Origin of the sequence: Saccharopolyspora gloriosae, assembly GCF_022828475.1 — a bacterium.
Lineage (GTDB): Bacteria > Actinomycetota > Actinomycetes > Mycobacteriales > Pseudonocardiaceae > Saccharopolyspora_C > Saccharopolyspora_C gloriosae_A.
Genome location: NZ_CP059557.1, coordinates 2,886,306 through 2,904,900, shown reverse-complemented (window position 1 = coordinate 2,904,900; position 18,595 = coordinate 2,886,306). Strand labels below are relative to the sequence as shown.

Below are 18,595 nucleotides of genomic sequence, written 5' to 3'. Positions count from 1 at the left end.
GAGTGACTCTCGAACGCCGTGCGAAGCTGGACGCTAGCGAGGCGAGCCCTCGCAGGCGTCGCGCATCCGCGCACCTGCACCGTTCCGGCCGGGTCTCCCTCAGTTGGTAGGCCGTCCGTGAATCGGCTGCCCTAACTGATCAGCGCGCTTGCGCGGAACGACCATCGAATTGGCCTCCTAGGCAGGTCAGGACGACTGAGAATGTAGCTGATGCAGGGGCAAGCTCTGTCTAACCCACAGCTCATCCGGCAGCGAGGCGCCCCGAACTCCGCCCTAGACGTCGGAATCCGCTGGGAACGGACGGGCAGCCGCCCAGCCACACGGCTACTGGGATTCCGACAGCTCGATGCGTGTAGTTAGCGCGCAAGAACGTCCTCGGACACGCATACTATTCACCCGGCTTCGTGCCGGGTGAATTTTTATGTCCGCTGCTCGGTCTTCGTGCTGGTAGTGGACGTGCAGGTCGACGGCGGCGTACAGGCTCGCCAGGCGCTCCGGCTTCCCCTGCGAGAGGGCCGCGCCGACATCGCCGAGTGAGTCGACCATTGCGTAGATCTCGGCGTCGGTCAGCGTGCTAGGCGTGGGCGCGTGTTCCAGTTCAGCTCTGAGCGCTGCTCGTTCGTTCTGAGCGGCGTTGATCGCTTCCACCATTGCGGCCGGATCGACTCCCGCTCCGATAGCGGCGTGGAATTTGCTCAGCCTCGCTTCCGTGTCGGCGAGCTTCTGCTTCAACCGGCCCTGCTCGCTCGGGACACCGCTGGAGCCGCCTTGTGAAGCGACCAAAGCCGCCACGGTCCCATCGACGTTCTTGCGGTCGAACAGTCGTCCGAGCCAACGGTTCACCGCGTCGCGGATGAGATCTTCTCGGAGGTAGACCGCAGGCGGGTGTGATTCCAGTGCCGGTGAGCCGGGCGCGAGCGTGCGGGCTGGGCACCGGTAGTACATGCCGTGCGCGCGGGGACTGCCTTCCATCTTGCGCCCGCAGAGCGCGCAGCGGATTCGTCCCCGGAACAGGTAGGTGTGTTTGGTTGCTCGGCCGCTGCGTTCGGTCTTGCGCGCGGTCTTGAGTCCTCCCGAGGCTTTCGAGCGGCGCAAGAGTTGGGCTTGGGTGAAGTCTTCGATCGAGACGATTTCCGGGTGGGCCGGTTCTCTCGATCTCACGACGCGGTCGGGGCTCGATCGGCGGAAGCGGACTGCGCTTCCGGCGGCGACGTCGTCCGGGTCGATCAGCGTCTCCTGTCGGGTCCATCGGCCGAAGAACGCGTAACCGGTGTAGCGCGGGTTCTCCAAGATCGCGCGCACGGTGCTGCCCTGCCATCCGTCGGCGAGCCGGTGTCGGTTCTGCTCCCGGTCGCCGCGCCGACGGGCACGGAACGGCAGCACGATTGAGACCGTTCGCAATCGCCCGATCACCCTTACCGCTGATGTACTCAGCGAAGATCCGCCGCACCACCTCGGCCGACGCCTCCTCGACCGCGAGCACACGCAGCCGATAGCCCTCAGCAGCCTTGCGCGGGTTCGGGTGCGGACCACCGTCCGCGGTGCAGTACCCGAACGGTGCCCGGCCGCCCTGGTGACGTCCCTCGTTGACGACCTGCGCGTCCATCGCCGCCCGGACACGGGCCTGCACGTGCTGGCGCTCTGATTCGCTCATGCCGCCGAGCACGCTCATCAACATCTTGTGCGACGGGTTGCGCGCGTCGAACTTGCCGCCCAACTCCGGCACCCACAGTTCGACTCCGTGCGCGGCGAACTTCGGGGCGATCAAAGAGAACTGGTTGCCGAACCAGCACCGCGTTCCTTCGCCGACCACAACGGCGTTCCAGCCACGATCCGGGTTCTTCAACGCCGCGAGCAGCCGTCCAGCTTCGTCCCGGCGCTCCCACGGCACCGAACGGGACTGCCCGATGTCGAAGTACTCGGCGGCCACGGTCGCACCCAAGGGTTCGACGAACTTCCGGGCGGCGTCGAGCTGCCAGCCGTGCGAGGTCTCCGGGTCCTGGTTGTCCTCCGTCGAGCACCGTCCGTAGAAGGCGATCGGACCGATCGCATGGTCAACGGGTTCGACAACTTCCAGCCGAAGCCCCCAGCACGGGCGCCAGCAATGCATCCAGCGGCTCCGTGAGTGGAATCCCGACAATGCGGCCCCCGTACCGCTGTCGCGATCTGTCAGGCGGGCCCGCGTGATGAGCTACTGCCCGACCGGTTCCTCTCACCGATTCCTCTCTCCAGGTGTCTTCATGCCAGCCGACGCTCGGTTCGCCGTGCCTGCCGAAACCCGCACTTCCCGATACGTCCGCCGTGGGTGCGCCAGAGCGAGCAGGCTCCGCTGGACGACGGCGCTCCGCGGGCGAGGGCCGACCCATCTGCTTGCCCGGGTCAGGTCCGCGCCCCTCGACCCGGCTGTGCCGGCGCGGTGGGGTGTTCGATGCGGACGGCCAGTACGTGGAGTCGCTAAGACATCCAGTCCCGGTGGCCGGTCCCCGCGCTCGACGTCGAGCCGGCGATGGCGCTGTCCATGCCCGACTTGGAAGCGGTGCACCGGAAAGAGCCGGTGAGCTGGCTGGCGATCTGGACCACCCTGTCCGAGGTGTTGGGCGACCTCTCAGACCTGGTGAGCACCTGAACCGCGGGCAGCAGTCCCGCGACAGCGATGGCAGCGGACGGTTCGGCCGCGCTCCGAATAAAACTAGCGAGGAGAATAGATGCGTTCGGTCTTAATGCTCGGCACCGCGGTGGCCGTGCTGGGCACTGCGGGGTTTGTGGGCCTGCTGTCGATGGCCCCATCCGATCCGCAGACGGCGTCAACGGCGGCGTCCCAGGCCGTGGAAGCACCGCAGCTGGACCCCCGGTGGTACGGGGCGGCACCGTACGTGACACCGATGTACGGCAACCCGCCGGACCTGCCCCGAGTAATGCGCGAAACCGGGCAGAAGACCTTCCAACTGGCGTTCGTACTCGCTCCGAAGAGCGGGGGCTGCCAGCCCACTTGGGACGGCACGACCCCGGTCTCCGCGGACGACGGAACGGCGGCCATCGTCGACGGCGTTCGCGCGGCGGGTGGTGACGTCTCAGTGTCCGTTGGCGGCTACGGCGGGACGAACCTCGGCCAGACCTGCGGCACACCGGAGGCCACGGCCGCGGCGTACCAGCAGGTCATCGACGCGCACCAACTCCGCGCGATCGACTTCAACCTGGAAGAGCCGGAGATCCAGCAGCCCGACGCGATCAGGAACGAGCTCGCCGCGGCACAGATCCTGCAGAGGAACAATCCCGGCTTGTACGTCTCGGTGACCACCGTCGCGTCCACGACCGGCACGACACCCGCCGGGCAGAACCTGTTGGACACCGCCAAGGCGCTGAACTTCGTCCCGAACAACTACGCGACCATGCCGTTCAACGGGTTCCCGGACGTCGACAGCCAGATTGCCTCGCTCGAAGCGTTCCACGGCACCTTGATGAGCACGTTCGGCTGGGACAGCGCCACCGCGTACGCCCACGAAGGCGTCTCGTTGATGAACGGGCGCTCGGACGCGGGCGAGCACTACCGGCAGGAGGACATGCGGGCGGTGCTGGACTACGGGATCAGCCGCGGGTTCTCCCGGTACACGTTCTGGTCGCTCAACCGAGACCGCCAATGCGACCAGCCCGACAACGGCCAGACGTCGGGGACGTGCAGCAGCGTGCCGCAGCAGCCCTGGGACTTCACCAAGCTGACCGCGCAGTTCGCCACCGCTGCACCGCCGGCACCGGCGCCACCGGTCGCCGGCGGCTGACGCGAGAGCAGGCGTGGTCGCGGGAACTCACCCGCGACCACGCGCTTTCGGAGTCCGCGTGCTCCGCTCTGCCGACGCGGCGCTCGCCGAGCGGCCCGGTACGGCATGGCCGCCGTAGATCGCTTCACCCGACGACATCAACCACGCACTCCTCCCGCCCGAGCGGACGATCCCTTGAGCGATGTGGTGCTCGACGTCGTGCCGCGCGAGCTTCCGTGCCCAGAGAAGAACATTCATTGCCGAACCACGTTCCGGCAAAGGATTGCCCCTGCGGGATCCGCTCGCCGCTGGCAGGCTGCTCCGGCCCTGCTCGACGACGTCTGGGACAAGTCCGACCGCTACCGACGGATTCGGCTTGGCGCGATGCGCCTGGAGCACGCGATCTCATGCGCGCGCACATCCGGCGCAGCCTCACCGGATCCGCCATCGACGCCTTCGAAGGCAGGGAACGCCTCGACTCCGGCTCGGACACGCACGCTGACCACACGTGGTGAGATCGTAGCCGACGCTCCACAGCCGGCACGTCAATTCTTGTATTGATATTTGTATTCAGTTCGAACTGAAATGCCAGATGGAACTATGCCGTCGTGCACCGGACCGTTGCTCGCCATGAACGTGGTCGGGCGCGGCGGAACCCGGCTCGCCGGCGTGTGGGCGGACGGCCCGCAGACCTACCTCGGCCTGACCGTGCACGGGTTCCCGAACCTGTTCATCATCACCGGCCCGCAACGCCGATCGGTGCTCACCAACATGCCGCCGGCCATCGAGGACCGCGTCGACTTCAGCGCGGAGGCGATCGCGCACCTGGCGGCCAACGGCTACGACACGGTCGAGGCCACCGCGCAGGCCCGGCAGGAATGGGTGGCGCACACCGACGAGCTCGCCGCGGACACGCTGCTGCCGGCGTCGGAGTCCGACTGGTACGTGGGCGGCAACGTTCCCGGGGAGCCCCGCAGGGGCCTGGTCTACCCCGGGAGGAACACCGGCCCACCGGCAGATCTGCGACGTGGTCGTCCGCGACGACCACCGGGGCTTCGCCCTTCGACGGAGCCGGGCTGAGCAGGGATATCCGTCCGACTTCGCGAACATCGCATTCGGCGCTGCGCCGGTGGTCATAGTCGAATGACAGCTATTCGGACGTATGCGGGATTGCCGCACCAGCGAACGATGATATCCGGGGGCGGCATTCACCGGAGTCGCCGTCGCAGGTCAGGGCGAGTCCGCGTGCCGATGTGCGCGTCAATCCACCGAATGGTTTGCGCCAATCGATTCTGGGGAAAACACCAATTTTTTCCGGAACGGCCGTGTCGGTCATCACTGGGGTTGATATTGCGACTGGCAGATCACTTACCGTAGCGTTAGATCACAGCTTGATCGTCAAAGTCGACTTCTTGCTCCCGTCATTGTCGACGGCCTGTTCCCGAGTCGTGCGTGAGCTGTCCGGCGCGTGGCTCTCGTATTTCTGGTATCACGGTCTCAGGGATTCGTGGTCCAGGTCTGACAATCCCCTCACCCGGATTTTCGGTACCAGTGCGGTCCTTGCTGCTCTGGAATCGACCGGGGTCGCCGTGCGCGACGATCTTCCGCGGTATTGCTGTCGCGGAATCCGTCCGCAGTGCTCGGCGGCGTTTTCCGACTCGACCGCTGCCCGCCGGGGCCGCGGTGCAAAAGGATGTGTCCAGGTGGCGAATGTCTGGAATCGTTTCACCCGCCCGGTGCGCGGTGGTGCCGCGTTGCCAGAATTCTCAGTTCTGCCGAATCTGCGTGCGGGCCGATAGCGGCGGTCGGACACCGATCTGAGAGGCAGTATGGTTTTCGCGGTTCTCTTTCCCGGTCAGGGCGCGCAGTTCAGAGGAATGGGCGCGGACGTGTTCGGGCGCTATCCGGGGCTGACCCGGTTCGCCTGCGACCTGCTCGGCTACGACCTGGTCGCGCTGTGCCGGGACGACCCCGACGGCGTGCTCGCGCAGACCCGGCACACCCAGCCCGCGCTCTACACCGTCAACGCGCTGCACATGTTCGAGCGCGCGCACCACGAGCAGCGGCAGGCGGACTACTACCTGGGCCACAGCCTCGGCGAGTACAACGCGCTGCTGGCCGCCGGCGTGTTCGACTTCGAGACCGGGTTGCGCCTGGTCAAGAAGCGGGCGGAGCTGATGGCCGCCGCGCACGGCGGCGGTATGACCGCCGTGATGGACACCCCGGAGCCGCAGCTGCGGGAGATCTTCGCCGCCGACGGGGTGGCCGGGGTGGACGTAGCCGGGTTCAACACCGACCAGCAGCTGGTGATCGCCGCGCCCGACAACGTGCTGCACGCGGCGCACATCGCGCTGAAGGAGCGCGGGGTGCGCTTCGCGCCGCTGCGGGTCAGCGCCCCGTTCCACTCCCGCTACATGGCCCCGGCCCGCGATGAGTTCGAGGAGTTCCTGCGCGGGTTCACCTTCGCGCAACCGCAGGTTCCGGTCATTGCGAACGTGACCGGCCGCGCGCACCGGCCGGGAGAAATGGTGCGCACCCTCAGCGAACAGCTGGTGGAGCCGGTGCGCTGGACCGACAGCATCCGGCACCTGCTGGCCGCAGATCCCGAGCTGGAGTGCGAAGAAGTCGGCGGGCAGTCCTTGCTGCGCATGGTCGCCCGCATCCGAAAGGCGACCCCGGTCGCTAACAGCGAAGTCAGGAATTGAGCAATGGAGCGGACGCAGCAGATCAAGCAGTTCATCGAGGAGCAGTTCCTCGTGGAGTTCGGCACCGACGTCACCGCGCAGGACGACCTGTTCAAGACCGGGGTAATCGACTCGTTCGGCTACATCCAGCTGATGAAGTTCCTGGAGGAGGAGTTCGCGCTGCAGATCGACGACGAGGACATCCTCACCAACGTGCTCGTCTCGCTGGAGGCGATCGACGGATTCGTGGCGAGCAAACTCGTCGGCACCCGGTAAGGAGCAGCGACATGTGCGGAATTGCCGGTTTCGCTTCCCCGGCACTGAACGAAGCGGCACCGGAGGTCATGACCTCCATGTTGTCGCTGATCCACCACCGCGGTCCGGATGAGGCGGGGTACTACCTCGACGACGGGGTCGCGATGGGCACCGTCCGGTTGGCGATCGTGGATCTGGCGACCGGTTCGCAGCCGATGCCGGATCCGGCGCGGCGGTTCTGGATCTGCTTCAACGGCGAGCTCTACAACCACATCGAGCTGCGCGACGAGCTCAAGCGGCTGGGACGGCCGTTCCGCACGAATTCGGACACCGAGGTCGTGCTGCAGGCATGGATCCAGTGGGGCCCGGGATGCCTGGCGCGGTTCAACGGCGCGTTCGCCTTCGCCATCCGCGACGCCGAGGCCGGCGAGCTGTTCCTGGCCCGCGACCGCTACGGCAAGCGCCCGCTGTTCTACGTGGACCGCCCCGGCGAGTTCCTGTTCGCCTCGGAACTCAAGGCGTTCCGGGCGATCCCGGGCTTCCGCTACGAACTCGACGCGCGCGAGCTGGCCTCGACCTTCGCGGTGTGGACGCCGCTGCCGGAGAGCTCGGTGTTCCAGGGCGTGCGACAGCTGCCGATGGGCAGCTACCTGGCGGTGCGCGGGGACCGCCGCGAGGTGCGCACCTACGAGCCGCTGGCGGTGGATTCGGTGCCGTTCGACGGTTCCGAGGCCGACGCGATCGACTACGTGCGCGAGAGCCTGCGCCGCAGCGTCGAGCTGCGGTTGCGCAGCGACGTGGAGGTCGGCGTCTACCTCAGCGGCGGGCTGGACTCCTCGATCGTGTCCCGGCTGGCCACCCAGCTCTCGCCGCACGAGGTGCGGACCTTCTCGGTTTCTTTCGAGGACAAGGAATTCGACGAGTCCAGCCATCAGAAACTGGTCGCCGAGCACCTCGGCACCAAGCACTCCGCGCTGAAGATCGCCGGTGCCGACATCGCCGGGAACTTCCCTGCCGCGGTCCACCACGCCGAGGCACCCGCGTTCCGCACCGCGTTCGTGCCGATGTTCCTGCTGTCCGAGCACGTCCGGGACGCCGGCATCAAGACGATCCTCAGCGGGGAGGGCGCCGACGAGGCGTTCCTCGGCTATTCGCTGTTCCGCGAGACCATGCTGCGCGAATCCTGGGGCGAGCTCTCCGACGAGCAGCGGCTGGAACGCGTCGGCGGGCTCAACCCGGAGCTGGCGCACTTCGGCGCCGCGCACCGCAAGCACCTGGTGGGCCTGTTCGAGCAGTTCGCCACCGAGCGGCTGCCGGGCCTGTTCTCGCACGAGCTGCGGTTCCAGAACGGCCGGTTCGCATCCCGGCTGCTCAAGGATCGCTCGGACCCGTTCGCCGACATCCTCGCCCTGGTGCGCGACACCCCCGGCTACGCCGCGCTGAGCGCGACGCAGAAGGCGCAGTGGCTGGAGTACAAGACGCTGCTGGCCGGGTATCTGCTCTCCACCCAGGGCGAGCGGATGGGCCTGGCGCACAGCGTGGAGAACCGCTGCCCGTTCCTGGACCCGGACGTGGTTCGCGCGGCGCGGGCGGTGAACCTGCGCTTCGACGACGGCTTCGACGAGAAGCTGATGCTGAAGAAGGCGTTCCGCGCCGAACTGCCGGAACGCAGCGTCACCCGGCCCAAGCAGCCCTACCGCGCGCCCGGCAGCGCGACGTTCAAGGAGCAGCGCCCGGAATACCTGGAGCTGCTGCTGTCCGAGGGGGAGCTGGCCAAGATCGATCCGATCGATCCGGTCTTCGCCCGCAAGCTGGTGAACAAGATCATGGGCACCCCGTCGGCCCAGGTCAGCACGAAGGAAGACCAGGCGTTCGTCTTCCTGCTTTCCACCGCGGTCCTGCACCACCAGTTCGTGCTGGGCGAGACAGCGACCCCGGAAGCGGTATTGAACCTGCGCACCACCGCCGATCACCGGCGGGACAGCGCACGTGTGGGAGGAATCCGATGAGCACCGAACACCCCCGCAGCACCGGCGATGTCGCGATCACCGGCCTCGCGCTGCGGTTCCCCGGCGCGGACGATCTGGAAGGGCTGTTCGGTCACCTGGCCGCCGGGCGTTCGCTGATCAGCGAGGTGCCCGCGCAGCGCTGGTCCAAGGAGCGCTGGTTCGGCGATCCGCGCCGCGGCGCGGAGAAGACCAGCAGCATCTGGGGCGGGTTCATCGAGCAGGCCGACTGCTTCGACGCCGACTTCTTCAACATCTCCCCGCGCGAGGCCGAGGGCATGGACCCGCAGCAGCGCTTCGCGCTGGAGCTGTCCTGGCAGGCGATCGAGGACGCCGGCTACCGCGCCGGGGAGCTCGCCGGCAGCAAGACCGGCGTGTTCATGGGCGTGTGCCACCAGGACTACGCCGAGCTGATGGAGCGCGACGGCGCGAAGACCGACGCCTACTTCCCGACCGGCACCGCGTACTCGATCATCGCGAACCGGGTGTCGTACCTGCTGGACCTGCAAGGCCCCAGCATCACCAACGACACCGCCTGCTCCAGCTCGCTGGTCTCGGTCTACGAGGCCGTTTCGGCGCTGCAGAACGGCGAGTGCGGGCAGGCGCTGGCCGGGGGCGTGAACCTGTGCTGGTCGCCGAAGCACTTCGTGGCGTTCAGCCAGGCGAGCATGCTCTCGCGCACCGGCCGCAGCAAGGCGTTCGACCAGGACGCCGACGGCTACGTGCGCGGTGAGGGCGGCGCGGTGCTGCTGCTCAAGCCGCTGGAGCGCGCGGTCGCCGACGGCGATCCGGTGCACGCGGTGATCCGGGGAGTGGCGACCAACCACGGCGGCAAGACCAGCTCGCTGACGGTGACGAACCCGGCCGCGCAGACCGAGCTGATCGAAGGGCTCTACACGCGCACGGGCATCCGGCCCGAGACGATCAGCTACATCGAGGCGCACGGGCCGGGCACCCCGGTCGGCGATCCGATCGAGGTCGTCGCGCTCAAGCGCGCGTTCAGCAACCTGCACGACGCCAACGGCACCGAGGCGGAGCCTGCGCGCACCGGCATCGGCTCGATCAAGACGAACATCGGACATCTGGAAGGCGCCGCGGGCGTGGCCGGGATGGTCAAGGTCATCGGCTCGCTGGCGGGCGGTTCGCTGCCCGCGACGGTGAACTTCCAGACGCAGAACCGGATGATCAAGCTGGACGGCAGCCCGTTCTTCATCGTCCGCGACACCCAGCAGTGGCCGCCGGGCGGGGACGGGCCGCGGCGGGCGGGCGTGAGCTCGTTCGGCTTCGGCGGGACGAACGCGCACGTGGTCCTCGAAGAGGCACCGGCAGCCGAAACCGGAGGGTCCGCGGCCGGCCCGTACGTCGTGCCGCTGTCGGCGAAGACTCCGGAGCGGCTGCGCGCGGTCGCCCGCCGCCTGGCCGCGCACCTGCACGGCCCCGCCGACGAGGCCGCCGCAGCGGTGCGCGCACCGCAGGAACTCGCCGACGTCGCCTACACCTTGCAGATCGGCCGGGAACCGATGGCCGCGCGGGTCGCGTTCGTGGTGGCCGACGTGGCCGAGCTGATCGCCGCGCTCGATTCGTTCGAGGACGGCTCGATCGCCGAGTCCGCCGCGCACGCCGCCACCGAAGCGCTGGAGCTGCTGGAGACGGCGGCGGCGTGGGCCGCCGGCGGCGAGGTCGACTGGCCCGGGCTCCACGGCGACGGCCCGCGGCCGCGCCGCGTGCGGCTGCCGGTCTACCCGTTCGCACGGGAGCGGCACTGGTTCGTGGTCCCGGAACCGGAACCGGTATCGGAGCAGCCGGGTTCGGGCGCGCTGCACCCGCTGGTGCACCGCAACACCTCCGACCTCGCCGAGCAGCGCTACACCTCGACGTTCACCGGCCAGGAGCCGTTCCTGGACGCGCACCAGGTGCGCGGCGCGCGCGTCCTGCCCGCGGTGGCCTACCTGGAGATGGTGCGGGCGGCCGCGGAGCAGGCCCTCGGCGCGGAAGCGGCCGGCGCGGTGCTGAACCTGCGCGATGTCGCCTGGACGCGGCCGATCGTGGCCGGTGCTCAGCCGGTGGACGTGCACGTGGGGCTCGCGCCGGAGGACTCCTCGATCGCGTTCGAGGTGTACGCGGGCGACCCGGCGGACCCGGTGGTGCACAGCCAGGGCGCGGTGGAGCTCACCGATGCCGCCGCTGAGCCGCTCGACCTCGACGCGCTGCGCGCCGCCTGCCCCGCTGCACGGAATGCGGACGAGGTGTACGCGGCGTTCCACGAACAGAGCTTGGAGTACGGCGCCGCGATGCGCGGGTTGCGCGAGATCTCGCTGGGGCAACGGCAATTGCTGGCCCGGATCGAGCGGCCCGCCGACTCCGGCGAGGGCTTCGTGCTCGCGCCGAGCGTGCTCGACGCCGCGTTCCAGGCGTCGGTGGTGCTGCTGGATGCCACCAGCGAGGAGTCCGCGACCGGGCCGACGCTGCCGTTCGCGCTGGAACGCCTCGAAGTGCTGCGCCCGTGCGCCGCGCAGACCTGGGCGTGGGTGCGCCGCAGTGCGGACAGCGGCGCGCTGGACAAGTTCGACATCGACCTCTGCGACGCCGACGGCGTCGTCAGCGCCCGCCTGCACGGCCTCGTGCAGCGGCGAGAATCGGCCGCCCGCAAGGCATCCGTGGTCACCGCCACCACCGGCTGGGTGGACGCTCCGCTGCGCGCGGGCGCGGAAACGCCTGCGGTGCACGGGTTCTACGCGGGTCGCGCGGCCGTCGAGGACACCTCGCTGACCCGGCTGCCCGCCATCGCGCCGGAGCAGGTCGGCGAGGGCGTCGAGCACACCGTGGACGTCCTGTTCCAGCAGGTCCAGGAAGTGGTGGCCAGTGCGCCGAAGCAGCCGCACCGCTTCGTGGTGTTCGTCGACAACCGGCTGCCCCGGCACTTCCACGCGCCGCTGACCGGCCTGTTCCGCACCGTGGCGCTGGAGAACCCGCTGGTCTCCGGGCGGGTCGTGCGGGTCGCGGGCTCGGCGCGGCTGGACGAGGTCCTGCGCGCCGAGGCCGCCGACGACGGCGACGACGCCGAGGTGCGCTACGCCGCGGACGGGACCCGCCAGGTGTGCCGGCCCATCAAGACCGACACCACCTCCGGGCCGCAGGTCCCGCCGCTCAAGGACGGCGGGGTGTACTGGCTGACCGGTGGGCTCGGCGGTCTCGGGCAGCACTTCGCGCGGTACTTCGCGCGCCGCGGGGGTGTCAAGGTAGTCCTCAGCGGACGATCGGAGAACGTTGCGGCGCTCGCGGAACTGCGCGAGTCCGGAGTGGACGCGCACCACGTGGCCGTGGACGTCACCGATCGGGACGACGTGCTGCGCGCGGCCCGCGAGATCGTGCGCGAGCACGGCTCGATCGACGGGATCGTGCACGCGGCCGGTGTGCTGCGCGACGAGTACGTGCTGCGCAAAGACCCGGCGCAGGTGACCGAGGTGCTGGCGCCGAAGGTGCGCGGCACGCTGAACCTGGACGCGGCCTCCCGCGAGCTCGCGCTGGACTTCTTCGTCGCGTTCTCCTCGGTCGCCGGTGTCTACGGCAACGCCGGGCAGTCCGATTACGCTGCTGCGAACGCCTTCCTGGACTCCTTCGCCCGGCACCGCGAGGTGCTGGTGGCCGCCGGTGAGCGCACCGGCCGCACCGTCGCGGTGAGCTGGCCGCTGTGGGCCGGTGGCGGCATGACCGTCGACGAGGTGACCCGCGAGTCGATGCGCCGCCGCCGCGGCTGGGAACCGCTGCCGACCGAGGACGGGCTGCGCGCGCTGGGCGCGCTGCTCGAAGACGGACCGGAGCACGTGGTCGTCGCCTACGGCGCGGACGCCGCGCTCGTGCCGCGGCAACGGGACGAGCCCAAGGCCGCGCCGGTCTCCCCGGCTGCCGAGATCGGCGGGGACGAGCTCGCCGAAGGTGCCGCGGGGCTGCTCAAGGAACTGCTCGGACAGGTGCTGCACCGCGCCCCGGACGGCATCGAGTCCGAGGTGAACCTGGTCGAGTACGGGATCGACTCGCTGAGCATCCTGGACATGACCACGCGGCTGGAGGACCTGTTCGGGCCACTGTCGAAGACGTTGTTCTTCGAGCACACCAACATCGAGGGCGTCGCCGGGTACTTCGCCGCGTCGCACGGCGAGCGCCTCGCCGCGATCCTCGGCGCGAACGCCGGGAGCGAGGGTGACGCCGAAGGCGGCACCACCGATGCCGGCGAGGCCGCCGCGGCCACCAGCGGTGCACCGCGCCGCAACCGCTCCCGGTTCGCCCGCACCGCGCCGCAGACCACCGGGGACACCCAGGTCACCGACCGCCCGGACCCGCGGGCCGCCCGGCACGACATCGCCGTCATCGGCATCTCCGGCAAGTACCCGGGCGCCGACACCCTGGACGAGCTGTGGTCCGTGCTCGAAGAGGGCCGCCACTCGTTCACCGAGGTCCCGCGGGACCGCTGGGACTACGACGCGATCTACAGCCGCGAACGCAGCGTGCTCGGCAAGAGCTCCATCCGCACCGGCACGTTCCTGGACCGGGTGGACGAGTTCGACCCGCGCTACTTCCGGGTCTCCAAGCGCGCCGCCGAGCAGATGTCCCCGGAGGTGCGGCTGTTCCTGCAGGCCGGGGTGGAGGCGCTGGAGGACGCCGGCTACTCGCGGGAGACGATCCAGCGCCGCTACGACGGCGACGTGGGAGTGCTCGCCGGGACGATGAGCAACCACTACAACCTCTACGGCTTCGCGAACAACCTGCTGCGCGGTGCTCCGGCCAGCGGCAGCTACACGGCGACCCTGCCGAACATGCTGTCCTACTTCTACGGCTTCACCGGCCCGTCGATCTTCCTGGACACGATGTGCTCGGCCGCCTCGACCTGCATCCACCAGGCGGTGCAGATGCTGCGCGCGGGCGAGACGAAGATGGTCGTGGCCGGAGGCGCGAACCTGCTGCTGCACCCCTACAACCTGATCTCCTCGTCGCAGGAGCACTTCACCACCGCGACCTCGGACGTGATCCGCAGCTACGGCGTCGGGGCGGACGGCACGATCCTCGGTGAGGGCGTCGGGGCGGTCATCCTCAAGCCGCTGGCCGAAGCCGAAGCCGACGGCGACCAGATCTACGCGGTGATCAAGGGCACCGCGTTGAGCAACGCGGGCGTGCGCAACGGGTTCACCGTGCCGAACCCCCACATGCAGGCCCGCGCGATCGAGAAGGCCATCGACGACGCGGGCGTGGACCCGCGCACGATCGGCTACGTCGAGGGCCACGGTTCCGGTACCTCGCTGGGCGATCCGATCGAGGTCAAGGCGCTGACCACCGCGTTCCGCAAGCACACCGCGCAGAGCGGGTACTGCGCGCTGGGGTCGGTGAAGTCGAACATGGGCCACCTGCTCGCGGCCGCGGGCATGGTCGGGTTCACCAAGGTCATGCTTCAGCTGCGCGCAGGCAAGCTGGCGCCGTCGCTGCACAGCGAGGCGCTGAACCCGGACATCTCGTTCGGTGACACCCCGTTCCGGGTGCAGCGCGAGCTGGCCGACTGGGCGCCGGTGACCACTGTGGACGGTGCTGGGGAGGTCACCCACCCGCGGCGGGCGGGGATCACTTCGATCGGCGCCGGTGGGATGAACTCGCACATCATCGTCGAGGAGTACGGCGGGCGGCCGGCACCGGTGGACGGGGACGGGCGCCCCGAGCTCTTTGTGTTCTCCGCGATGACCGACGATGCGCTGGCCGAGTCGCTGCGCCGGTTCCGGGACTTCGTCGCGGACGCCGACGAGGCAGACCTCTCGGCGATCGCGTTCACGTTGCGCGTGGGCAAGAACGAACTCCCGCGCCGGTGGGCGTTCCTGGCCCGGAGCAGGGATTCCGCGGTCGCGGCCGCGGAGCGCTACTTGGCCGGGGATCGCGACCTGGACCTGGCGCTGTCCAGCGCGGACTCGCGCGTCGAGGTGGCGCGGGAGGTCGCGGTCACCTGGGTCGGCGGCAAGGCCGTGGACTGGAGCCGGGTCGTCGGAGCGCGCCCGGCGCGGCGCGTGTCGCTGCCGGCCTACCCGTTCGACCGGGTGCGGTGCTGGGTTCCGCAGGAGGGGGCGCGCCCTCGGTGCCGGCCCCGCTGGCGCTGCGGGAGAAGGTGCATCCGCTGCTGGGCCGCAACGAGTCCGATTTGGACGGACTTCGGTACGGGCTGGACGTGCACTTCGACGATCTGCGGGACTACGCCTTCCAGCGGGACAAGGAATCCGCGCTGGTGCCGGCGTTCGTGGTGGATCTGGCGCTGGGTGCGGCGGAGGTCTCCGGTCTCGGCGGCGGGGTCGCCGTGCGAGACCTCCGCCTCGCAGTGGTGCCGTGGGCCACGACGGCCCGGCTGGTGACCGCATTCGGCGGGGTACCGGGTGGTTCCGCATCCGGTGCGGTGTTCGCGCAGGACGAGCTCGGAGAGCGGATCGCGGTCGCGGAGTTCGACGTGCGGCCCGGCGAGCCGGTGCACGGCACGGCCGGACTGCCCGCCGACGTGCGCGGCTCCGCGGTGCGCGTGCTGGACCGCGAGCAGATCGCCGCGGAGCTGGCCGACGGCGGGATCGTCCACGAGCAGCTGTTCTCCGGCCTGGCCGCGGCGTGCTGGCTGCCGGACGGGCGGCTGGTGCTGGAGGTCGGCGAGCCGGAGGTGCGGCGCGATCACGTGCTGCGCAACGTCACGTTCGAACCGCAGGTGCTCGCGGCGATCGCGCAGGGCGTGCAGCTGGCGGCCAAGCGCGCGGGCACGCCGCGCTGGGCGGACCAGGTGCTGGAGGTGATCGACGAGATCCGCGTGTCCGCGGACCCGGGGGTGACCTACGTGGTGCTGGAGCTGGACGACGGGCAGGGCCGCATTCGGCTGGCAGGCGGCGACGGCTCGATCGCCGGTGAGCTCGGCGGTGTCCGCTGCGGCGAAGGCGCGCAGCTGGGCACCGGCGCGCAGCGGCAGGCGGCGTTGCCCGCCACGGCGGGCCTGGGCGCACGGGTGAGCGCGAAGGTGGTCGATGCCGCTGCGGCGAGCCCGGCAGGCGGGAGTTCGGCGGCGCAGCGCGCGGCGGCCCGGAGTACAGATGGCGTTGCGGCGCATAGCATTTCGGCAGCTGGTAGCGCCACGGCAGTGCGCGCGGCAGCCGTGATCGCTGCGGTGCCGAGTGCTGCGGACGGGAGCGCGGCCGAGCCCTCCGGCGACGGCCAGGCCCCGGGCGTCCTGCCGTTCGTGATCGATGAGCTCCGCGCGATGGCCGCCGAGCTGCTCAAGTTCGAGGTCGAGGAACTGGACGTGCACACCGGGTTCGACGCGTTCGGCTTCGACTCGATCTCGCTGGTCGCGCTGTCCAAGCAGGTGCACGAGCGGTTCGGCATCCAGCTGAGCCCGGCGGTGTTCTTCGACATGTCCACGTTCGACGCGCTGGGCAGGCACCTCGTCGCCGAGTTCGGCGAGCAGGTGCGCGCGGTCCACGCGGAGTCGGTGGCCGCAGGGGCCGACGCGGCCGGGGCGGGCGCCGCCGGCGACCGCGCCGCGGGGATCGACGCGGCCGGAAGCGACGTCGCCGGAACGAACGCGGCCGGGCCGGGTGCTGCGAACGCGGCCAGCACCGGCGCGGGAGGGGCGAACGCGGGTGGCGGACTCCGCGCCGACTCCGGCCTGCCGGGTGGCCCGGACACCGAGCGCTCCGCACAAAACGGCGCCACCGGCGGATCTCCCCAGGGCACCGGGCGTTCTCAGCCGGAGCAGCCCGGGAACCGGGCCGACGAACCCATCGCGATCATCGGCGCCGCCGGCCGGTTCCCCGGCGCCCGCGACCTCGACGAGTTCTGGTCCAACCTGCTCGCAGGGGAGGACTCCGTCTCGGAGTTCCCGGTCGAACGCTACGACGCCGCCTACGCGCGGATCGTCGAGCAGTCCGACTTCCCGCACCACGCGGGCGCGCTCGCCGACGTGGACGCCTTCGACGCGGGCTTCTTCGGCATCTACCCGCGCGAAGCGGAACTGATGGACCCGCAGCACCGGCTGACCCTGGAGACGATCTGGCAGGCGCTGGAGGACAGCGCCTACACCCCGGCGGACCTGCCCCGGAGCACCGGGCTGTTCTTCGGCGTCTCCGGCACGGACTACGCGACGCTGCTGAACTCCTGCGGCGTCGCCCCGGACGCCTACACCTCCACCGGCAACGCGCACTCCATCCTGGTCAACCGAGTGTCGTACCTGCTCGACATCCGCGGCCCGAGCGAGCCGATCGACACCGCCTGCTCCAGCTCGCTGGTCGCGGTGCACCGGGCGGCCGAGGCGATCCGCGCCGGATCGTGCGAGGTCGCCATCGCGGGCGGGGTGAACCTGCTGCTGAGCGTGGACACCTTCGTCAGCGCGCACCGCGCCGGGATGCTCAGCCCGGACGGCCGCTGCAAGACCTTCGCCGAAGCCGCGGACGGTTACGTGCGCGGTGAGGGCGTCGGCGCGATCATCCTCAAGCCGCTGGCGCGGGCCGAGCAGGACGGGGACGCGATCCTCGGCATGCTGCGCGGCACCGCGTCGAACCACGGCGGCCGGGCGAACTCGCTGACCGCCCCGAACGCCGACGCGCAGGCCGAGCTGATCGGCACCGCGCTGGCCGGGCTGGACGCGGACACGATCGGCTACGTCGAGACCCACGGCACCGGCACCGCGCTCGGCGATCCGGTGGAGATCCGCGGGTTGCAGGCCGCCTTCGGCCGCCACGGCGGCGGGCGCGGGGATACCGGGCTCGGCTCGGTGAAGACGAACATCGGGCACCTGGAGGCCGCCGCGGGCATCGCGGGGCTGCTGAAGGTGCTGCTGGCGATGAAGCACGGCGTGCTGCCCGCGACCCGCGTCGGCGGCGAGCTCAACCCCTACATCCAGCTCGACGGCGGGCCGTTCCACATCGTGCGGGACAACGAGCCGTGGCAGCAGGTCCGCGACGGCGCTGGTGCGCTCGTGCCGCGCCGCGCGGGGGTGAGCAGCTTCGGCTTCGGCGGCGCCAACTCCCACGTGGTGCTCGAGCAGTACGCGGGTGCGGTCCGGGACGACCGGGAGTCCACCGTGGTGGTGCCGATCTCGGCGCGCACCGACGCGGAGCTGCGCGACATCGCGAGGAACCTGTTGGCGCACCTGGCGAATTCCACCGCAACCGAATCGCTGGGCGCGCTCGCGTGGACGTTGCAGAACGGGCGCGAGGCGATGGACGAGCGGATGGGCTGGGTCGTGAGCTCCCGCGCGGAGCTCGCCGAGCGGCTGGAGGCGTTCCTGGCCGGCGACCTCGACGGCGGGGTCCGCGGCCGGGTCGCCCGCCGCAAGGGCGGGCTGGCCGAACGCGTCCCGGACGGTGACCTGGCGCGGGAGCTGCGGGATGCCGTCGCGCGCGGCGACCTCGGGCAGGTGCTCGCGCGGTGGGCCGAGGGGGTCGTGGTCGACTGGCGCGGCCTCTACGGAACCGAGGTTCCGGGGCGGGCGCACCTGCCGACCTATCCGTTCGCGCGGGAGCGCTACTGGATTCCGGAGACCGACGGCGGCCGACCGGAGGGCCTGCGCAGCGCCCCGGAGAGCCGCGCCGCCACGGCGGCAAGCCTGGCCATCAGCCGGGAATTCCGCGGCAACACCGGGGAAGAGATGTCGAACGCGATGGAAAGCCCGGCAGGCGCGGTGGACACGTTCGCCGACTCCTCGGGAGCTACGCCAGCGCAGGGGAAAACCACGCCGGGACCGGGGAAAGCTCCGCCGCGGAACCGTCGATCGGCACGGCCCTGCTCACCTCCAGCTGGACCGAGCGGCCGGCGAGTGCGGATCGCCCCGCGCCGGCGGATCGCATCGTGATCATCTGCGGTGAGCTCGCCCGCGGGACGTCCAGCGGCT

Annotated in this window: 8 protein-coding genes and 1 pseudogene; 7 read left to right on the top strand and 2 right to left on the bottom strand. The window is 70.2% G+C overall.

Features of this window, described 5'->3' with window-relative positions:
* Window positions 1-324 precede the first annotated feature (324 nt).
* Window positions 325-1,383 (bottom strand): recombinase zinc beta ribbon domain-containing protein, encoded by a 1,059-nt coding sequence (locus H2Q94_RS12345; RefSeq protein WP_243794775.1) that lies wholly within the window; start codon window positions 1,381-1,383, stop codon window positions 325-327.
* Window positions 1,384-1,651: 268 nt separating this feature from the next.
* Window positions 1,652-2,110, bottom strand: a pseudogene (locus tag H2Q94_RS12340) (recombinase family protein); the annotation flags it as partial.
* Between the two features lie 595 nt (window positions 2,111-2,705).
* Here H2Q94_RS12340 and H2Q94_RS12335 point away from each other — a divergent pair.
* The 7 genes from H2Q94_RS12335 (at window position 2,706) to H2Q94_RS12305 (ending at window position 18,556) form a co-directional block, all read left to right on the top strand.
* The gene (locus tag H2Q94_RS12335) at window positions 2,706-3,776 is read left to right on the top strand and encodes a glycoside hydrolase family 18 protein (protein ID WP_243794773.1); all 1,071 of its coding nucleotides are present in this window, start codon (window positions 2,706-2,708) and stop codon (window positions 3,774-3,776) included.
* A gap of 609 nt (window positions 3,777-4,385) precedes the next feature.
* A complete protein-coding gene (locus H2Q94_RS12330) occupies window positions 4,386-4,835 on the top strand; it encodes an NAD(P)/FAD-dependent oxidoreductase (protein WP_243794771.1) in 450 nt (149 codons plus the stop codon).
* A gap of 749 nt (window positions 4,836-5,584) precedes the next feature.
* Window positions 5,585-6,460 (top strand): ACP S-malonyltransferase, encoded by an 876-nt coding sequence (locus H2Q94_RS12325; protein WP_243794769.1) that lies wholly within the window; start codon window positions 5,585-5,587, stop codon window positions 6,458-6,460.
* A 3-nt stretch (window positions 6,461-6,463) separates the two neighbouring features.
* A complete protein-coding gene (locus H2Q94_RS12320) occupies window positions 6,464-6,715 on the top strand; it encodes an acyl carrier protein (protein ID WP_243794767.1) in 252 nt (83 codons plus the stop codon).
* An 11-nt stretch (window positions 6,716-6,726) separates the two neighbouring features.
* Window positions 6,727-8,703: an asparagine synthase (glutamine-hydrolyzing) gene (gene asnB, locus H2Q94_RS12315; RefSeq protein ID WP_243794766.1), complete on the top strand. Its 1,977-nt coding sequence runs from the start codon at window positions 6,727-6,729 to the stop codon at window positions 8,701-8,703.
* A complete protein-coding gene (locus tag H2Q94_RS12310; RefSeq protein WP_243794765.1) occupies window positions 8,700-15,083 on the top strand; it encodes an SDR family NAD(P)-dependent oxidoreductase in 6,384 nt (2,127 codons plus the stop codon). The genes asnB and H2Q94_RS12310 overlap by 4 nt, the downstream gene beginning before the upstream one ends.
* Window positions 14,972-18,556, top strand: coding sequence for a beta-ketoacyl synthase N-terminal-like domain-containing protein (locus H2Q94_RS12305; RefSeq protein WP_309501170.1), 3,585 nt, complete (start codon window positions 14,972-14,974; stop codon window positions 18,554-18,556). Before H2Q94_RS12310 ends, H2Q94_RS12305 begins: the two co-directional genes overlap by 112 nt.
* The last annotated feature ends 39 nt before the right edge of the window (window positions 18,557-18,595 follow it).

What these genes read in the sequence shown, in the direction of transcription:
- asnB (WP_243794766.1), top strand. Translation starts at nt 6,727, where the DNA reads ATGTGCGGAATTGCCGGTTTCGCTTCCCCGGCACTGAACGAAGCGGCA.
- H2Q94_RS12335 (WP_243794773.1), top strand. Translation starts at nt 2,706, where the DNA reads ATGCGTTCGGTCTTAATGCTCGGCACCGCGGTGGCCGTGCTGGGCACT.
- H2Q94_RS12330 (WP_243794771.1), top strand. Translation starts at nt 4,386, where the DNA reads ATGAACGTGGTCGGGCGCGGCGGAACCCGGCTCGCCGGCGTGTGGGCG.
- H2Q94_RS12325 (WP_243794769.1), top strand. Translation starts at nt 5,585, where the DNA reads ATGGTTTTCGCGGTTCTCTTTCCCGGTCAGGGCGCGCAGTTCAGAGGA.
- H2Q94_RS12310 (WP_243794765.1), top strand. Translation starts at nt 8,700, where the DNA reads ATGAGCACCGAACACCCCCGCAGCACCGGCGATGTCGCGATCACCGGC.
- H2Q94_RS12320 (WP_243794767.1), top strand. Translation starts at nt 6,464, where the DNA reads ATGGAGCGGACGCAGCAGATCAAGCAGTTCATCGAGGAGCAGTTCCTC.